Raw genomic sequence first — 17,126 nt, 5'->3', positions numbered from 1 at the left:
TACCTAGGCACAAAATAAAAGCCTGCTAAGTGCAGGCTATATTATCAGATTCTTGTTTATGTTTTTCGACTTCTTTTTTGACTTGAGACTCATGCCAATAAACATCTTTCTCGTTGAGCCGCACAGGCATTGGTAGATCACCGCGTTTCAGCATTCTGTAAAACTTGGTGCGACCAACCGAAAGTAAATTCATAAATTCGGATGCTCGGACACGCTTATCAATACTCACTTAAGACACCTCATTCAAGCTTTGCTTCACCGATTCAGATAAATCATTTTTAGGTTTGGCCCATAAAGCAACTGGACCATCATTGCATTCATGAATTGAGAATATGAACCAATCTTTACCATCGGGCTTTAATGCATTAATGACTTGATCGGAAATAAGCGACATATCATAGTCATCATCCCCATTAAGATAGGGTAGTTCCACCACACTTGTATTAATGCCTAATTCAATTTCGAGCTTTTCCCATTGTGAATCAGTACAAAAATCCACGCCTTCACCAAAATTAATATTCCAGTAGTTTTGATATTCTGGATGAGCCCAGATTCCGTTTTTGTCGCGAACTATTTCAACAGGCATCAATTGGTTAATTTTTTCAATCATGGCTTTGCTCCTGTGCTTCTCCAATTCGCTTCTTTAAATTTTGCATCAACAATTAAGTTATCCACTTCGCTTGGATTTACATTGTCAAAAATATGGGTCATTTTATTCCCGAACACATTGAGCGTTCGGGTGATAGTGGAGTAGTGGAATTTCATGCAGCAATACTCCCTTTACTACGTTCTGCATAAAGTTTTTCGTAATAAGCTTGGCAGTGCGGAATTTTTTCTTTAATTTTCTGAATTACTGATTCATCACGATTAATTGTGACAGTAGTCAATCGCTCTCGAATATCAATGCGATCAACCAGATCAATTAGTTGCTCACGATCATCCCAATCCTTTGTAAGCTCGATAGGGCAAGGGAATAGCCAAAAATCAACATGAGCTACATCACAATCGTAAAGCCACATATAAGCTTGCATTTGAACGTCATAGCCTGCTTTTTTAACTTTATCTATTGCTTCATCTGCAAAGAAAGGGTGAGTGCCAATATCCCAAGTGCATTTAGTGTCGTAGATAGTGCGACCTTCCAACACATCACACTCACCAGTAATCAAGTCATTGCTGACCCGACCTGTGTGCTTGAATAGCTTTTTAAAACGCATCTTTCCTGATAACTCGATTGCCATTTCTTCTAGCAAGTTACCTTTAGCTGTGTATTGATTGCCTATGAAAGATTTGAAAGTGAATAAATCTTCTTTAACAGTAGAGCGAATTTCGGTTTTCGCTGTATCAGAAAGTGATTCACTTTTCTTTTTAGATTCGCCTATTAGCTTGTAAAGGCTTGATGCACGGAATACTTTCATCCCTGAGCCTCCACTGCAATGCGCTGAGAGTCAGTCAAATCATAGCTTTCTGAGATATAAGCCTTGTCGATAGCATTTGCATTTAACTGATCCAAAAGATTACTGAAATCCTCATCGCCTACAGTTAGCTTTGGAGCTTCAATCACACTAACCGATTCATTATGATCAATGTATTCAAAGTCATTTGATTCAACATCACGAACAATGGCTTGATCCGCTAATTGGGCAGTTTGCATTTCAATTGAAAGGGGTGCTTGCTTGGATAACAAAAGCTTAGTAACGGTTTTGAGTGCCATAGCCTCAAAGTTATCTTTCCAAACACCGCCATATTTGAATGACTGACTGTAACGTCCTGCATGTTTATTCACATCTGCTTTGCTCATGTAAAGCTCAGCAGTAAAGCCATTTAGCAATTTAAAAAAAGCTACATAACCAATTGCTTCACCTTTATTTTCAATTGTCCAATCAAACACATAACCGAGTAGGGGATTCGCTGAAATCAATTGACCTTCGTAAACTGGTGTTGCAGCAATACGGCTAAATTGTCCTGAGCGTTGTGCAAGTTGAATAAACCCTTTGTAACCCATTTGAAATTGAGCTTCACTGCTTTCCTGCCAACGACCTTGATCGTCTTTAAACTTGCGTTTGTAGGGCACAATGTAAGCAAAACCAAGATTATTATTGATCGGTAAATCAAGCGTTGCCGCCATCATTGCCGCATTAATTACAGTTGCAGGAATTGCATTTTTTAACTGTGGTTGATTAGCAACTTGCATGACTGAGGCTAAAAAACCTTGAGTTTTCTTGCCTAAAACTTCTTCAAATTTTTGACGAATTTTAGAGTCGGAAACGTAAGCTTTAATTGACTTTGGATCGTGTTCAGCAACTTGATTCTCTGTATTCACTGGTGCATTCATCTTCTTCTCCAAGCGACCTAAGCCGCTAAACCTTCCAAAATGTAATTTTTGATTTCTGTTAAACGACTTAAAACATCGGATTGATATGCAATACGTGTTTTGTTTCTATATTTGTCTGATAAAAATAGTTCGATTTGTTCTGAGCCTCGCCCTGCATAAATCATCTGTATCGAATTACCTTGTATTTCAGTGATAGTGTCATTTGGGTCTGAAAGCTCAACCAATTCATTAGCAACTTGATTCACAAGCGATTCAAGGCGAGCAATTTCAATTAAATCCGTATTAACTTGAATGTTCATAAGCAACTCCCTATGACCGCTTAAAGGCGGTCACGTAATTCTTTTTCTAATTGGTTTGCGAGAATGCTTACATCAACTTGATCTAAATAATAATCAGCCACTTCACCATGATCGCCATAAACTTTAATGTCTTTGATTTGGTTAAGCTCTACATCGTTCCAAGACTGGTAGCTATTACCATCACCAAAAGTACGAGAATCAAATTCGACCTTTAAAGTGAAGCGATCATCTTCCGTGTAAACCGTAGCTGAATCAGAGGAAATTTCATCAATGATGAATGGTGCAGTTACGATTTGTTGTTGTGGTTCTTGAGTTGGATCTAAAACAAAAGCTGAGACTAATAGGGCGATAGCCCCTGTGCCTACTAACATGTTTGACTTGATCACGTTTAATTTTGCGTTCATACTCATCTCACTCTTTGAGTAAAATCCCCGACGCCTGCAAGTGATGGGGATTTTTTATTGGTTGGTGAGATAAATATTAGCATACTAATATTAGTAGTCAATAAGTATTCTAATATATTTATTAGATATTTAATTTTTATGTTTTAATAGGCAAAAGAAAACCCACGCAGGGTGGGTTGGAGTTTACTAATATGAATATTGAAAAATTATCAAAAGTTCAACTTGAAATTATTGCAGAAATTCAAAGATCATTTGACTTGCTTGGTGCAAATAGCGGATTAATGGCTTGTGTGGGCTCTTGGGGCGATACATTACCCCAAGAAGATATTTTACAGATGCTCAAAGATTGGAATGATCAAGCCATACTAGAAAACTGGATCAGCTGCCAAGCAGTTATTGATTAAATTTCTACTTCAGCATCAATAACATCTACACAAGTTTGTTTCCTTGAGTGGTTGTCAGCAGTATGCCATGGGCCATCTACTATTCGAACGTTATCAAGTTCATTAACTCTTATGCAACGCCAATTACTAGTTGAACCTTTAACAATAGTACCAGTACTGCTTTCACCTCCAAACTGATAAAATAGAGCTTGTTCTTTTCTATTTTTTCTTCCTATAACATGAGGGCACATTTCGCGTTCATATCCTTGATATATAGCAAAAATCTGTTTCTTTTCAAGAATTGCCTTTTTTACTAATTCATATTCAATACTCATTATTTTCTCCACCCGATCTGTTCTAAAGGACTGCGTCGGGTTCGCAGTTTTTTAATCTTATATATCTTTATACTTCTCTAAAAAATCTTCTATCCATCCTTGAGCCAACTCAAGATTAGTTATGTCAGTCAGCTTTAGACTGGTTTCTTCTGCTTCGTTAAAGCCTTCAATAATGGCTTCAAAGATATTTGCCTCACTAACGACCTCACGTGCCATTTCCGCAGCGTCATAGCTTTGCTTGGCTTTTTTAAGAGATGCTATTTGCTTATCAATTCCTGCACCAATTTTACCCAATGCCAATTTAAATTCTTGACGATTAATTGTTAGTGCAGTTTTAGATTTATTAAGTGTTGCAATCATTATGTTCTCTTTTTATTACCATGATTCAATTGAAGAAATCTGCCAAATCCATCCAACAATTTCAAACTTTTGATCTATTATTTCTTGTGCATTAAGTTGTACTTCTGGAAACTCGGCTGCATTATCTGAAACTATGCGCACACCACCTAAAGGTAGGTTGTATAAGCGTTTTGCAAAAAATAAATCACCATGACAAATGGCAAATATCTTCCCATCTTTAATAGTTTTTCGACCCAAATCAATATGAATTGTATCGCCATCTTTAATGGTGGGGTTCATTGAATTGCCAGAAGCTCTAGTGGCTACTGCATTCTTTTTATCAATTGTTAGGTTTCTTAAAGTTGCTTTAGACATCCGCAATTTGCGTGTTTCAGATGCTAATGCTTCACCAGTTGCGCCAGATCCACATGCAAAACTAAAGTCCTTAAAGTACGGAATTTCCACCTCATCATCATTTAATGGTGTGTTTTCATCCCATGTTTCTATCGTTGTTAAGTTATTGCTTTCAATACCAGTTTGCAACCAATAAGCATCAACATTTAAATGTTTAGCAATTGCAGGTAGGTGTGAGGAAGAATCAACACGACCTGTTTCTAGTTGGCTATATGCCGATTGAGTAATACCAATAGCATCAGCGACATCTAATTGTGATTTTCGGGCGTTCTTTCTTGCCTCTTTAAGTCTGTCTTTAAGCATAACGCACAACCTCATGAATCTTCCTTAATAATATTAGTCAGCTAATATTAAATCAAATAAGAATACTTATTGATTATTTATTAGAATGCTAATATTATTCTAAGTGTTACTTATATTTTAATAAGAGAATGCTAATGCAAACCTTATATCTAGAATTGGTAGAGCATTTCGGCAGTCAAGATCTTGCCGCAGATGCTCTAAAAGTTAGCCAATCCAACATTAGTGGCTATGTTTCTGGACGTTGGAATATGTCAGAAAAAGTTGCCATTCGTGCAGAAAAAGCGACTGAAGGAAAATTCAAAGCAGTTGATCTTTGCCCTTCATTAAAAGAGTTCCAGATGCTTACAGCATAAAAATGAGGTTTCTATGAGTCTTGATAAAAAATCTACGCATGTTCGTTTATCTCCTGAAATCCATGAGCGAGCCAAGACGCTTGCAAACATTAAGGGTAAAGAATTAGCTCAGTACCTCGCATATCTTCTTGAAAAAGAAATCGTAGGTGAGTGGCATGTTCTTAATTTACAAGCTAAATCTTTTGAGCGCTTGGGATTAACAGGGTTAATCAGGGATTTGAGTACTGAGGTGTGGGATTCAGAGGGATTGGAAGGGATTCACATTAATTCAGACAAAGAAAAAGCCTGATCGTCGAAATCAGGCTTCATATATTCACGCATATCAGGAATGAATATGAAATCAAATTTAGCACAAGAACAAGATTCAGGCAAATGCATTAAAGCCAAAAAAATTATTTCATTTGGTGAGTATGCAAAGCCTAAGGTTGGTGATGTATGAGCTTAGATGCTACAAATTGGGCTTGGCGTGTAGAACTTAATGAGGAAAAAGGCGGTTGTCGAAAGCCTCTTAAGCGACTTGTTTTATTGTCACTTGCCGATCGTGCGGGTGAGGATCATTGTTGTTACCCAAGTATGAAACGCCTTGAAAAAGACACAGAGATTGAGCGTAAAACTGTTCTAAAAGTTATCGCTGAACTTATCAAAGATGGACTGATTCTTGATACAGGAGAGCGAAAAGGTATTACGAAACAGGTCAAAGTTTATAAATTAATAGGGATAAATGGGCGTGAAACAATCCCAACAACGGGACAGTTAAAAGGTCAAAATCTACCTGAAACAATCCCATTAATGGAACAGTTCCAAAAGCGGAACAGTTCCGTTAATGGTACCCCTAACAGTCCCAATAGCGGGATGCCTAACAGTGCCGTTATTGGGACACAGAATCTCCCAATAGAATCTCCCATTGAATCTATAAATAAAAAAGATTGGCTTTGTTTTAAAAAACTTCGTTTGGAATTAGATCAAGCCGATCCTACCGTGGTACCCAAAAATTTAATCGAAGCAAGTTGGTTTGAACGAGAGAAAAAAGCATTCGAACTTTTCAATGCTGACAAGAATCTTTGTGATGATCTTTTGATTTACCACTTCGCTGACACACTTCTGAAAAACCGTCACAAATACGACAAGGCTCAAAATGGGAAATTTAACGGAAATTCTGAATTTCTTGTTTTTTCATCACCGCAACAAATTTACGTATTCGCTAACAAACTTGCCCACCTCCCTGAGGTCATTAGCAAATTTAGTTCACCCGGTGAATCTTATGAAAAATTAACAAGTCGCATTGCTGCAAAACTTTCAGATCCGAATGAACTTCAAAACTGGAAGTCATGGCTTGATGAGGTTGGATTTAAGGCGAAGGGTAAGGGGGCATGACTAGTATCTCACTCGCTGAATATCACAAACAGTTTGGCAAGGGGTGTAAGACCAGAGCTAAATCAAAACGTCAGCCCCATGGTGAGAAAGTTGAGAGTATTGGTGAGTCATTGCTAGCAACACAGCTTAAAGCGCTGAAAATCGAATTTGAGCAAGAATTTAAATTCCATCCAAAACGTAAATGGAGAGCTGATTTTCACATTGTTGGAAAACAGATATTGGTTGAAGTGGAAGGTGGAATCTGGTCAGGAGGACGACACACAAGGGGGAAGGGGTATATCGGGGATATGGAGAAATATAACTCAGCTACAGCTTTGGGTTATTCAGTGTATCGGTATAGCACTGAGCAAGTGAAGTCAGGTTTAGCAGTTCAACAGATTGAGATGATGGTAGGGGATTTATAACGATGAGTACTGCAGTGGCAAAACAACATATCTTACAGTTAGTAGATTGGTCACGGTTTGATTTAGAAGGGTGGTTATATCAATTTGGTGCTTGGATGAATAGCGCATCAGGTACATGTGGAAAAAGTATTAACCCTATTGCTGTTGCCATGGATACTGCAGTAAAGGCTCAAAAATATAAAAAGATGACCAAGGAGAAACAACAACAAATCATCGCAGATTATTTAACTGGTGATTTTGAACCACCTAAGACATCAAGGACAAAGATTACTTGTCAGATTAATGACAATGAGGCGCGAGCAGTACAGCGATTGATTTTAGACATTCAAGGACAATCAGAAGTTTTAGATGATTGGATGGATGCAATTATTAATCGTTACTTTTATAGCAATTCGTGGTCTGAAATGGTGACAGATGAGCGCAGTCAGCTGGATGCTCGGATGGATGTAAAGTGTGGGTTGGCTGCATTGCATAGTCGGTATGGGTTTATAAAATATAACTAAAAGCCGTTTTATAGTTGGTTTGGTTGACAAATTTAAGTTTCAGTCCTAAATGTTGGTTGACAAAAGTTATAATTTGTCCTAAATCAGACTTTTACTTTATAAAAAATAAGTTAATGGAAACTTTTATAAAAATTGGTGGGGTTTTAGCTGTTCTGGTTGTGCCAATTGTATTGGCATTCTTGAACAATAAATTAGCGCACTTAAAGCACAATCAAGAAAGCAAAGTAGAGGCTTTGAAACTGGCAGTAGAATTCGAGGCTCAAGATTTAAAAATGCGGTCAGCCTTGTATAAAGATAGATTAGCTAAGTCTCTTTTTAATAATGATTCACTAACCTATAACGAGGCGAAGTTTTTCTCGCAATATGAAAATGCTGATTACTGGGTAGTACAGTATGCTGAGATTAGAGGTATGCTCACACGAGAGCGGGATGAGACTGGGGTAATTACTGGGTTTAAACGTAAATCTCATTGGATCAATGCTTTATTGTTTTTGCTTGGATATGCTTTCTGCGCATTTATTGGGTTAATTCCATTTGTAATTATGAACAAATATATTGCGTGGATGGTAAGTTCTTATGAAAAAGGGATGCCATTAACGATTCTTTTGCTAGTCACCATTCCAACTATATTTTTATTGCTTGGATTTCTGTGCTTGAGGTATGTAGAGAAATATGCGACCTGTGGCATCTTCCTTAATGGTTTCAAAAAAGATGCCTTCAAATTACCTGAAATAGAAACGAATAATGAAGAAGATGCTGCTGTATAGATTATGAGCTAAGTAAAATCGTTTTCTTGAAAATTTGGTTAGAATGGATATTTCAAGGAAACCAAGAGTTTTAAGAATTCTGGAAGAAAGCGCCTAAGGGCGCTTTTTAACCTCACAAACTTTCAATTTTAGCAATAGTAAGTTTTCTTGAATAATTCTAAAATTATGCTATTTAATTAATCATATTTTTGATCTAACCCAACTTTAATATACATATTTTGTATTTCTTTAAAAGGCAGGTCGATACCTTGATTTTTGAGCCTTTCATTTCGTAATTGAAATAGTTTGTTTAATTTTTCTTTAACGATCTCATTATTTCCATAATGAAGTGCAGTGTGGCAGTTTGGACATAGGCAAATAATATTAGAAGTGACGTCTAGTGATACTTTAAAATTAGATTGCTGACTCATTGGAATTAGATGATGGCCTTCAGCATAAAACTGGTTTCTCTTTGTTAGAAATGTTGTATGTGAGGAATCTATTTCACATTGAAAATTTGCTAACTTTAGCGCCTTACGGCTTTTATCTTTTGAACGTTTATATCTGGAATTTTCTGTAGCTAGAGTTTCTGGTATTTCTTCTTCCCGTTCTACAACTTCTAAGTTTTCACTATTATCATCGTTATTTTGTATAATGGCTTGGTATGATTGATTAGAAATTGGGGCCAAATCAGAAAGGTCATTTTGTGCATTATGATAAAGAGTTTCATAATCACGAAGTAATATTTTAAATTGTTTTTCTATAAACTCATCGTCGATAGTTCCAAGTAATGTTTTTGGGTATTCAAAACTCTTAATAGCAAATTTTTGGTATTTTTTACCTAAATTTGAGGTCGCTTTTAAATCAATACAGCCAAGTTTTAAGTTTTTAAACTCTGAATTTCCCCCAATATATTCAATAGCGAGAGAAGAAAAACTAATAAGATCTTCTGGTTTAGCATCTGTTACACCTTGTAAAATTCCCATAGAGCATGAGCTCATATCAGCAGAAAATAAAATACCTATATAGTACCCACGCTGCGCAGATGACGTTATTGCTTTATTTGTACAGAGTATCCAGGGTATTTCAGCCCAATTACCTTGGCCATGAGACCAGCTTAATTCATAGGTTAATTTGGGGTCTGAATATTTAATAATCCATGTTTGAAGAGTAGATATAATTACAGAGGATAATGAAACATAGTGATTTTGCTGTTTATTTGTGCTAAAAGGTTGCTGTTTTGCATATAAATAATGATCAAGTATATTTAATAGATTTTGTTTCATAGAAAAATAGATCAAGTTTTTGAAAATTCAGAGTTATTATATAGAACGAAACTAAAGGATTGTGGGAGATATTAAATAATTTTCCTACTCCTTAAAAGTCTCATTCAAAGCTTGTTGCACAGCATCTACCCGTGATTTGCACGCTTTGTAAGCAGACATAGACTCTTCAACGATTTTCATCAAATTATCGATATCAGGCTCTTCTTGCGATTCAAGCAGCTCAGCATTCTTCTTAAGAACTTCATAGCCTTCTTTAAACGTTAATTCTTTTTTAGTCATTGCTGATCACCTTAGTTACATTGGCTTCGATAGTCCCATCCTGTAATTCAACTTGGATGCTATCACCTGAAATTTGTTTAATTGAACGGATGGCTTTACCGTTATTTCGAATAATACCGTAACCCTTGGCCATCACGTTTCGGGGATTCTGCAATAAAGTTTCACGCATCAATGATTCAACTTGATTCGATGCTAATTTAACCTGTTGCTGTGCTAAATATTGAAGAGTGCCTTTCATCAAATCTAAGCTTTTATTAGATTCATTGATCTGACCATGAGCAAGCGTTTTGATTACTCGAATATACTGATCATTTTGGCTTTGATACGCTGTTATCTGGTGTTGAGATAGAAGTTTAATGGTTTGTAGTGATTCAAGAACTTCTTGTGTGCGTTCTACAATTAAATTACGAATACCTCCAATCACTTTACTTGGTGTATCAAAAGAACGGTTGGCCACTTCATCTAATATCGTCCGATCTTTTTCATGGCCAATACCGACCCAAATAGGAACTGAGCGTTTGCAGAGCAGGGCTGCCAGATCATAGTCATTTAAATAAGCTAAATCATTCACTGCACCGCCACCACGAATAATCACAATTAGATCGGGAGCAGTATTGAAATTTCTAACCCATTGTCGCAAAGCATTAGCTAAAGCTTCAGTAATACTCACTGCAGCAGTGTTTCCTTGGAATGTTGCTGTGTGATAAACAAAGTGACAAACACCTGCTTTATCGAGTGCATCAGCATCTTTTTTAAAGTCACCCAAACCTGCAGCATTTTCAGGGGCTATTACCAAGACATTTTGAATATCGAAGGGAATAGGGAGTGATTTATTCTTATTGACTAAGCCTTCGGTGGTTAAGCGTTCTAATATTTGTTGATAACGCCGCGCAATATCACCTAAGGTATAACTTGAATCAATATCTTCGACATTGACTGAGAAGCCATACTGAGGATCAAAGCGAGCTTTTACTTTAATAAGAACATTTAAATCTTTAGATAATTCAATACCGCTTTCACGTTCAAACTTTAAAACCATTTTAGCTGCAGAGAACTTCCAAATAGTCGCTTTACAGCTTGCAATCACTTTATCGGTATTTTCTTCTTTTTCTGCTAGCTCTAAATAATAGTGACCGCCTTTGATACTTAGATTTCTAATCTCAGCTTTGATCCATACAGGTTCATCAAAAGCCACACGTATAACTTCTTGAACAGTATTGAGGTATTCACTTAATGAAAGCTGAAAGTCGGGCATAAACTGAGAAATTTCGAAATTGTTAAATGAAATACTATATAACCTCACAATCAAAGGCAATTAATAGATATTGACCCTGTACAGGGAATATGGCATATTTCTGTTATAGTGGACAAAGTTATCTTAATCCACACACTTTTAAAGTTTACATACCCACTTCCAAATGAGTGGGTATTTTTTTGCATGCTATAATTTTAAAATGTGTAATTAGGTTAAATGTTGCTTCTCGTGTATAGTATGTAAACAATTATTAAATAAGGTTGTAAAGTCATTTACTACTCTTTGAACGCAGTTTTTTTCTTCGCAATATTTCTTATTCTTACATTATTGATGTATCTGTTTGGCGGCCTCAATTCAGGCATAGTATTCTATAGATAGTATTAGTACCTAAACTAAGGCTCACTTTTCAGTGGGCTTTTTGCATTTGAGATCAACGAATAAGTGTTAGACTCCTGTTGATAAATAGGAAAGCACATGAATATTTGTATTGGTGGTGATCTGAATGGTCAGATTATTGAGAAAGAAGTTTTCCAATTCAAAGTAGATACAGAGAGTGACAAAAGCCCAATTTATTTTAGACAGTCAGTAGTTCTAGATCTTCAGCTCTATAGATTTTGGTTTTCGAGTACAGTGACGTTTCAAGATGCTGTGGTTGTTGCTGAGCAGCTTGTAAGGAAAAAGGTTAAGGGTTAATAATTGAGTGACTATTATATGTTTTAAATTTGAGATACTTCTCATTTATTGCTAAAAGTGTCGTGTTATTTAACACTTATAACAAATAAACCTAAATCAGCGCAAAAGATAAAAGGTTGAAGCCTTGCAGAAATGTGAGGCTTTTTTAATGTCTGGGTTTAAAGTTGATGAGATTACACTTAATTGAACTATTTACTCTTAAAACTGTTTAATTGCTTTTCTGCATCAACCAAAACTGTTTGAATCTCTGTACGTCTTTTCTCTTTGTTATCCTGATAAGCAGTCACGCCACAAATTGTAGTAATTGAAACAATAATCATAGATATGAGAAATATATATTTTTTCATTTTTTTAAACTCCTATTATTATTGCTTATTTTATTAATTTCCCCTTTTGTAACAATGGCATTATTTTACTTTTTGGTAAAATACTCACTATTTTCATCAATGTTTTTATATTGTATCTAGAACACGTGTTTCTACTCAATCCCTATTTTTAGGTAAAAAAAAATAGATTGTAATTAGATGAGTTAATCGGACATCCCTAATAACTAACCTTTCGCTACGTTTCCTTTGTCCTTGCCGAACGTATTACGGCATATAAAGCCCTGTCACATTCTAGATGTTGATGGGGTTTTTCTTTTCTAATGGGGGTAAATATGACCAAAAAATCTAATGCAGGTCGCCCATCAAGATTCAAGCAAGAATACTGTGTGCAGGCATACAAGTTATGCTTACTAGGTTCAACAGATAAACAAATGGCTGATTTTTTTGGTGTGGTCGAGTCAACTATTAATAAGTGGAAGCTAGTTCATTCTGAATTTTCGGAGTCCATAAAAAGAGGTAAGGAAATTGCCGATATGGAGATTGCCAACTCACTATTTGAGCGAGCAAGAGGGGCGAAGATCAAGAAGAAACAAGCCATTAAGTTAAAGCGTGTTGAATATGAGTTCGGAAAGCGTGTATTGGAAGAAGAGCGGATTGAGATTGTTGAGGTGGAGGAAGAGTTACCACCTGATACAACCTCAGCAATTTTCTGGTTAAAGAATAGAAATCCTGATCAATGGCGCGACAAACAGCAGCATGAAATCACTGGAAAAGATGGCGCAAATTTAGGAATCAAGGTGGTATTCGAAAATGATGGAGAAACGAGTACCAAGTAAGTTTAAGCCGCTATACACACACTTAACCAATAATAAATTATTTTATGCATTTCACGGTGGTCGAGGTGGCGGTAAGTCATGGGAGATTGCCGATTTTCTATTAATTACTGGTGCAACTGCAAAGCATCGTATTCTTTGTTGCCGTGAGATTCAGAAGTCGATCAAGCAATCAGTACATAAGCTTTTATCTGATCGTATTGTTACGCTTAAACTAGAATCGTTCTACCTCATTCTAGACACAGAAATACGTGGCTTAAATGGTACAGAGTTTAGTTTTTCAGGGCTGCAAAATCATACCGTAGATTCTGTAAAGTCCTTTGAGGGTGCAACAATCACATGGATTGAGGAAGCTCAAACAGTCAGTGCATATTCATTAAAGATTTTGATTCCTACTGTCGTCCGTACACCGAATTGCATGATCATCATGTCAATGAATCCAAAGCTACCCAGTGATGCTGTATACGCTGACTATGTTGTGCCTGATCGTGACGATACGATAGCCATTCAAATTAATTATGATGAAAATAAACATTGCCCACCTGATTTAATTAAATTGGCGGAACAAATGAGAGACGCTGACTACGACGAATATGAGCATATCTATTTAGGTAAGCCAAAAGAAATTGCAGACGGTGCAATTTACAAAGCAGAATTTGAGCAGATCAAACGTGAAAATCGTATTTGTAGAGTTCCACATGATCCAAACTTATCTGTATTTACATCATGGGATTTAGGAATTCTAGATCCAACAGCAATTTGGTTCTTCCAGATTTACGGTAAAGAGGTTCGAGTCATTGATTATTACGAAGCTAATAACGAACCGCTTGCACACTATGCTCGAATCTTAGATGAGAAAGCTCAACAACTTGGCTATCGATTTGATAAGCATTTTGCACCACATGACATTGCAGCACGTGATTTATCCAGTGGGGTGAGTCGAGAGCAGACTATGGCGAAACTTGGCTATCGCATGACCAAAGGCGCAAGGCTCAATGTTGAAGATCGTATTGAGGCAACAAGACAAATGCTGAAGAACTGTTGGTTCGATGCTGAACGCTGTAAGCACGGTATTCGAGCATTACAGAATTATCGTCGTGATTTTAATGACAAGTTAGACCAATTCAAAGCGACACCTGTACATGATTGGGCATCACATGGTTCAGATGCATTCGGTGAAGGTGCTTTGAATATTAATAAGATGCAGATGCCAACCAGTAAGAAATCTCCACCCCCACCACTCGCAGCAAGGACAACATTGTCATGACAGAGAAGAAAGAAAAAGACACTGATATTCTTGATCGTGTGCGTAGTTTGTGCGATGACGCAGCAGATTATTGGGATGAAAATTTTCGACGCGGTAGAGAAGATCGTCAGTTTGTCACCTTGGATAAAGCACAATGGAGCGATAAAGATCGTAAAGCACGTGAAGGTGAAGGCGTACCAACATTAACGATTAATAAGCTTCGCACTTATTGTAAGCAATATATAAATACTACACGCTTGAATCGTCAGCAAATCAAGGCTGAACCTGTGGATGATGTAGCAGATCCTGAGATTGCAAAAATCTTAAACGGTTTGCTGCGAGATACTGAAATCTCAAGCGGTGCTGAAAATGCTTACGATGCTGCTGTAGAGAATGTTGTTTATAGTGCTTTTGGTGCAATTCGTATTCATGTTGATTATGTTTCTCCTGACAGCTTTCAGCAAGAACCTAAAATCATGTCGATTCACAATGCGGATTCAGTTTATTTTGATCCAAACAGCAAAGAATTAGACGGATCAGATGCACGTTTTGTTGCGCTCAAAACTTGGGTGTCAAAAGAGGATGTTATTGAGCAGTATGGTGAAGATGCTGCGGTAGATTTTGAAAGTGATGATAAAAGTAGTTGGATTAATCGAGAGGATAAAACGCTTTGTATCGCTGAATTGTTTGAGCTTCAACGAACAACTAAGACTTTGTATTTGCTGATTGATGGTACAACTACTTTTGATGAGCCTACTGATAAATCACAGATTCATGATCAGCGTGAAAGTTATGTAGAAGTATGTTGGTGGTACAAACTGACAGGCTCAAAGGTATTAGAAAACCGTGAATTTGTAGTGCCGATGTTGCCGATTGTACCTGTGTATGGGGATGTGACATGGGATGGTGAAGATCGTTATCTATTCTCATTGATCCACTTTGCTAAAGATCCGCAGAAGCTTTATAACTTATGGAAATCATCTGAGGCTCAGCAGATTACCGAGGGGCAACGTAAGCAATATCTTGTTCCTGAGCGCGCATCTCGTGAGTTGATTGAATGGGCGAACCCCAATGGTTATCAAGTATTACGCTATAACGATATCGATGATGCTGCTCAACCAATTGCACCACCACAACAACTTCCTGCAATGACAGCTCTAACAGGTATTTTGAACGCTGCCAATGGAGCAAAAGAAAGTATTGAAGAAATTCTCAATATGCAACCTGCAGCGATGGGTCAGAATGTTAATAATCAGTCAGGTAAAGCGATTAGTCTTCTACAGCAACGTGCTGATGTGAGCCATTTTCATATTGCAGACAATTTGAATAAGTCTACTTGTCAGATTGGGCGTATTTTACTGGCAATATATCAAAAGGTTTATACCGTACCTTTGATTAAGCGAATTACTGGTGAAGATGGTAAAACTCAGCGTGTAGATATCAATAAGCAAACGGCTGAAGGTATTTTGAATAATTTAACTGTTGGTCGTTACGATATTCGTATGACCACAGGAGCAAGTTATATCAGTCAGCGTCAAGAGAATAAACAGGCTCTTACTGAGTTATTGAAATTTGTTCCGCAGATTGGTCAGGTTGCACCAGATCTACTGCTTAAAGCCTTTGATGATGGCAATATGCTTGATGACATTGTGGAGCGTATTAAAAAATCACTAAATCCTGCATTGACGCAAGATGGTGAGGGTGATCCACAAATGCAAGCGGTTATGCAGCAATATCAACAACAAATGCAGCAGCTTCAAACGCAGTTACAGCAAGCGATGGCACAAGTTGAAGATAAGAATGCAGAACGCCAAGCGAAGTTTGAGATTGAGCAACTCAAGGCAAGTACAACACTTGAAGTGGCTCAACTCAATAATGTGGCTAAGGCTGAATTAGAAGAGCTCAAAGGTGCAATTAATATGATTCTGCAACATTTGCAACCACCGGCTGAATGGCTCGATATAAATTCGCAGAATGGTCCACCACCTCAATCACAGATTCAACCAGAACCGCCACAAGATGGCGGTTTTTTTATGCCTGATGAAAATCAGCAGCAGATGCTTGAACAGCAAATGTTGGAGCAACAGGCACAGCAACAGCAAGAATTCGTACCTGATGACGGTCAGATCGGGATGGATACGCAAAACATGACTGCAAATGAACAAAACCCCGAACTTGACGGTTTTCAAGGCTTAAGTGAGTAACGTATGGAAAATATTGAGCAACCTGCAGAAGACACCACACTACCCAATACCGCTATTGAATCAGAGCAAGTTGCTGATCAATCGCAAGGTGATGGTGACAGTGAAGTTGAACTCACAGCAGAACAGCAAGCCGAAGCCACTCAAAAGGCTGAGACAGAAAAAGCGACTCAACGGCAGAATGCTATTGATAAGCGTATTAATAAACTGACTTGGGAGAGAAATGAAGCTTTTCGCAAAGCAGAAGCTTTAGAAGCAAAATATGGCGCTGTGAATCAAGCTAATCTCAAAGAACCACAATTGCATGAATATGAATCTGTGGAAGATTTTGCTAAAGCGGTTGTGCAGTATCAAAAAACTGCTGCTGAACGTGGGATGGAAAACCACTTTGAGCAACAGCGCAATGAGCAAATGTATCAGGCCCAAGTGATAAAACTTGATACAGCAGAAGCCGCTTTTACCAAAGATCATGCGGATTACCATCACGTTATTGATGGTTTGGTCAATCTTAGCGGTGGTCAATTTCCCGAACAAATCAGCATTGCTGTTTTAGATCTTGGTGAGGATGCACCTGCTGTGCTGTATCAGATTGGCAAAGATCCTGCGGATTTCATCGATTTACTCAATATGTCACCGCTTCAACAAATGATGAAGCTTGGTGAAGTACGTGCATCACTCAAAAACGCTCCGAAACTTCCAAAAATTTCTAATGCTCCACCGCCAGTGAATCCACCGAAAGGTGGGGCAAACTCAAAAAAAGATCCATACAAAGGATCTGATGATGAGTTTTTACGCAGCCGTGGAATAACTTAAGGTAA

At 37.4% G+C, this 17,126-nt stretch carries 26 protein-coding genes; 12 read left to right on the top strand and 14 right to left on the bottom strand.

From position 1 onward, the window contains the following. Positions 1 to 25: 25 nt before the first annotated feature. From ACG94X_RS14245 to ACG94X_RS14215, 7 genes are read right to left on the bottom strand one after another with little or no spacing between them, the layout of a single operon-like run. Entirely contained in the window at positions 26 to 229 is a 204-nt protein-coding gene (locus ACG94X_RS14245; protein ID WP_419384370.1) for a helix-turn-helix transcriptional regulator, read from the bottom strand. Next, positions 230 to 610: a hypothetical protein gene (locus ACG94X_RS14240; RefSeq protein WP_419384369.1), complete on the bottom strand. Its 381-nt coding sequence runs from the start codon at positions 608 to 610 to the stop codon at positions 230 to 232. It lies immediately after the preceding gene. After that, entirely contained in the window at positions 607 to 765 is a 159-nt protein-coding gene (locus ACG94X_RS14235) for a hypothetical protein (protein ID WP_419384368.1), read from the bottom strand. The genes ACG94X_RS14240 and ACG94X_RS14235 overlap by 4 nt, the downstream gene beginning before the upstream one ends. Continuing rightward, positions 762 to 1,415 carry a hypothetical protein gene (locus ACG94X_RS14230; RefSeq protein ID WP_419384367.1) on the bottom strand — a complete coding sequence of 218 codons (654 nt, stop codon included), beginning with the start codon at positions 1,413 to 1,415 and terminating at the stop codon, positions 762 to 764. Before ACG94X_RS14230 ends, ACG94X_RS14235 begins: the two co-directional genes overlap by 4 nt. Beyond that, positions 1,412 to 2,332 (bottom strand): phage-derived integrase/recombinase RecT, encoded by a 921-nt coding sequence (recT, locus tag ACG94X_RS14225; RefSeq protein WP_419384366.1) that lies wholly within the window; start codon positions 2,330 to 2,332, stop codon positions 1,412 to 1,414. Before recT ends, ACG94X_RS14230 begins: the two co-directional genes overlap by 4 nt. Before the next feature lie 17 nt (positions 2,333 to 2,349). After that, positions 2,350 to 2,631 (bottom strand): hypothetical protein, encoded by a 282-nt coding sequence (locus ACG94X_RS14220; RefSeq protein WP_419384365.1) that lies wholly within the window; start codon positions 2,629 to 2,631, stop codon positions 2,350 to 2,352. 20 nt (positions 2,632 to 2,651) lie between these two features. Continuing rightward, complete coding sequence (locus tag ACG94X_RS14215; protein WP_419384364.1) at positions 2,652 to 3,035, bottom strand: hypothetical protein; 384 nt, start codon at positions 3,033 to 3,035, stop codon at positions 2,652 to 2,654. A 191-nt stretch (positions 3,036 to 3,226) separates the two neighbouring features. Here ACG94X_RS14215 and ACG94X_RS14210 point away from each other — a divergent pair, with 191 nt between their 5' ends. Continuing rightward, complete coding sequence (locus ACG94X_RS14210) at positions 3,227 to 3,439, top strand: hypothetical protein (protein WP_419384363.1); 213 nt, start codon at positions 3,227 to 3,229, stop codon at positions 3,437 to 3,439. Here the strand turns inward: ACG94X_RS14210 and ACG94X_RS14205 are convergent. From ACG94X_RS14205 to ACG94X_RS14195, 3 genes are read right to left on the bottom strand one after another with little or no spacing between them, the layout of a single operon-like run. Continuing rightward, positions 3,436 to 3,753, bottom strand: coding sequence for a hypothetical protein (locus ACG94X_RS14205; RefSeq protein ID WP_419384362.1), 318 nt, complete (start codon positions 3,751 to 3,753; stop codon positions 3,436 to 3,438). The two genes, ACG94X_RS14210 and ACG94X_RS14205, sit on opposite strands and share 4 nt — an antisense overlap. 57 nt (positions 3,754 to 3,810) lie before the next feature. Continuing rightward, on the bottom strand, positions 3,811 to 4,113 hold the full coding sequence (locus ACG94X_RS14200) for a hypothetical protein (RefSeq protein ID WP_419384361.1): 303 nt from the start codon (positions 4,111 to 4,113) through the stop codon (positions 3,811 to 3,813). A 15-nt stretch (positions 4,114 to 4,128) separates the two neighbouring features. Further along, positions 4,129 to 4,809 carry an XRE family transcriptional regulator gene (locus ACG94X_RS14195; protein WP_419384360.1) on the bottom strand — a complete coding sequence of 227 codons (681 nt, stop codon included), beginning with the start codon at positions 4,807 to 4,809 and terminating at the stop codon, positions 4,129 to 4,131. Positions 4,810 to 4,943: 134 nt separating this feature from the next. On the opposite strand from ACG94X_RS14195, the gene ACG94X_RS14190 reads away from it, so the two are divergent. The 6 genes from ACG94X_RS14190 (at position 4,944) to ACG94X_RS14165 (ending at position 8,210) form a co-directional block, all read left to right on the top strand. Next, positions 4,944 to 5,162, top strand: coding sequence for a hypothetical protein (locus ACG94X_RS14190; RefSeq protein WP_419384359.1), 219 nt, complete (start codon positions 4,944 to 4,946; stop codon positions 5,160 to 5,162). A 13-nt stretch (positions 5,163 to 5,175) separates the two neighbouring features. After that, entirely contained in the window at positions 5,176 to 5,451 is a 276-nt protein-coding gene (locus ACG94X_RS14185) for a hypothetical protein (protein WP_419384358.1), read from the top strand. A gap of 146 nt (positions 5,452 to 5,597) precedes the next feature. Beyond that, positions 5,598 to 6,536 carry a helix-turn-helix domain-containing protein gene (locus tag ACG94X_RS14180; RefSeq protein WP_419384357.1) on the top strand — a complete coding sequence of 313 codons (939 nt, stop codon included), beginning with the start codon at positions 5,598 to 5,600 and terminating at the stop codon, positions 6,534 to 6,536. After that, on the top strand, positions 6,533 to 6,940 hold the full coding sequence (locus ACG94X_RS14175) for a putative endonuclease domain-containing protein (RefSeq protein ID WP_419384356.1): 408 nt from the start codon (positions 6,533 to 6,535) through the stop codon (positions 6,938 to 6,940). Before ACG94X_RS14180 ends, ACG94X_RS14175 begins: the two co-directional genes overlap by 4 nt. A gap of 2 nt (positions 6,941 to 6,942) precedes the next feature. Further along, positions 6,943 to 7,443 (top strand): hypothetical protein, encoded by a 501-nt coding sequence (locus ACG94X_RS14170; RefSeq protein WP_419384355.1) that lies wholly within the window; start codon positions 6,943 to 6,945, stop codon positions 7,441 to 7,443. A 113-nt stretch (positions 7,444 to 7,556) separates the two neighbouring features. Then, complete coding sequence (locus ACG94X_RS14165) at positions 7,557 to 8,210, top strand: hypothetical protein (RefSeq protein ID WP_419384354.1); 654 nt, start codon at positions 7,557 to 7,559, stop codon at positions 8,208 to 8,210. Positions 8,211 to 8,386: 176 nt separating this feature from the next. On the opposite strand, the gene ACG94X_RS14160 is transcribed toward ACG94X_RS14165, so the two are convergent. The 3 genes from ACG94X_RS14160 to xseA form a co-directional block, all read right to left on the bottom strand. After that, positions 8,387 to 9,475, bottom strand: a complete 1,089-nt coding sequence (locus tag ACG94X_RS14160) for an MrcB family domain-containing protein (RefSeq protein ID WP_419384353.1) — start codon at positions 9,473 to 9,475, stop codon at positions 8,387 to 8,389. An 84-nt stretch (positions 9,476 to 9,559) separates the two neighbouring features. Next, positions 9,560 to 9,754, bottom strand: coding sequence for an exodeoxyribonuclease VII small subunit (gene xseB / locus ACG94X_RS14155; RefSeq protein ID WP_009586282.1), 195 nt, complete (start codon positions 9,752 to 9,754; stop codon positions 9,560 to 9,562). Beyond that, a complete protein-coding gene (gene xseA / locus ACG94X_RS14150) occupies positions 9,747 to 11,009 on the bottom strand; it encodes an exodeoxyribonuclease VII large subunit (RefSeq protein WP_419384352.1) in 1,263 nt (420 codons plus the stop codon). Before xseA ends, xseB begins: the two co-directional genes overlap by 8 nt. Before the next feature lie 474 nt (positions 11,010 to 11,483). Between xseA and ACG94X_RS14145 the strand changes: the two genes are divergently transcribed. After that, positions 11,484 to 11,702 (top strand): hypothetical protein, encoded by a 219-nt coding sequence (locus ACG94X_RS14145; protein WP_419384351.1) that lies wholly within the window; start codon positions 11,484 to 11,486, stop codon positions 11,700 to 11,702. A gap of 188 nt (positions 11,703 to 11,890) precedes the next feature. Here ACG94X_RS14145 and ACG94X_RS14140 read toward each other — a convergent pair whose 3' ends face one another. Continuing rightward, entirely contained in the window at positions 11,891 to 12,049 is a 159-nt protein-coding gene (locus ACG94X_RS14140; protein ID WP_419384350.1) for a hypothetical protein, read from the bottom strand. 311 nt (positions 12,050 to 12,360) lie between these two features. On the opposite strand from ACG94X_RS14140, the gene ACG94X_RS14135 reads away from it, so the two are divergent. The 4 genes from ACG94X_RS14135 to ACG94X_RS14120 are packed head-to-tail and all read left to right on the top strand — an operon-like array spanning position 12,361 to position 17,121. Then, the gene (locus ACG94X_RS14135) at positions 12,361 to 12,864 is read left to right on the top strand and encodes a hypothetical protein (protein WP_419384349.1); all 504 of its coding nucleotides are present in this window, start codon (positions 12,361 to 12,363) and stop codon (positions 12,862 to 12,864) included. Then, complete coding sequence (locus ACG94X_RS14130; RefSeq protein ID WP_419384348.1) at positions 12,839 to 14,128, top strand: PBSX family phage terminase large subunit; 1,290 nt, start codon at positions 12,839 to 12,841, stop codon at positions 14,126 to 14,128. Before ACG94X_RS14135 ends, ACG94X_RS14130 begins: the two co-directional genes overlap by 26 nt. Then, positions 14,125 to 16,311, top strand: coding sequence for a portal protein (locus ACG94X_RS14125; protein ID WP_419384347.1), 2,187 nt, complete (start codon positions 14,125 to 14,127; stop codon positions 16,309 to 16,311). Before ACG94X_RS14130 ends, ACG94X_RS14125 begins: the two co-directional genes overlap by 4 nt. 3 nt (positions 16,312 to 16,314) lie before the next feature. Continuing rightward, a complete protein-coding gene (locus ACG94X_RS14120; RefSeq protein ID WP_419384346.1) occupies positions 16,315 to 17,121 on the top strand; it encodes a hypothetical protein in 807 nt (268 codons plus the stop codon). Positions 17,122 to 17,126: the final 5 nt, after the last annotated feature.

Source organism: Acinetobacter psychrotolerans (genome assembly GCF_048552595.1).
GTDB lineage: Bacteria > Pseudomonadota > Gammaproteobacteria > Pseudomonadales > Moraxellaceae > Acinetobacter.
Note: the sequence above shows the minus strand (reverse complement) of the source record. Positions and strands in the feature narration are given on the sequence as shown.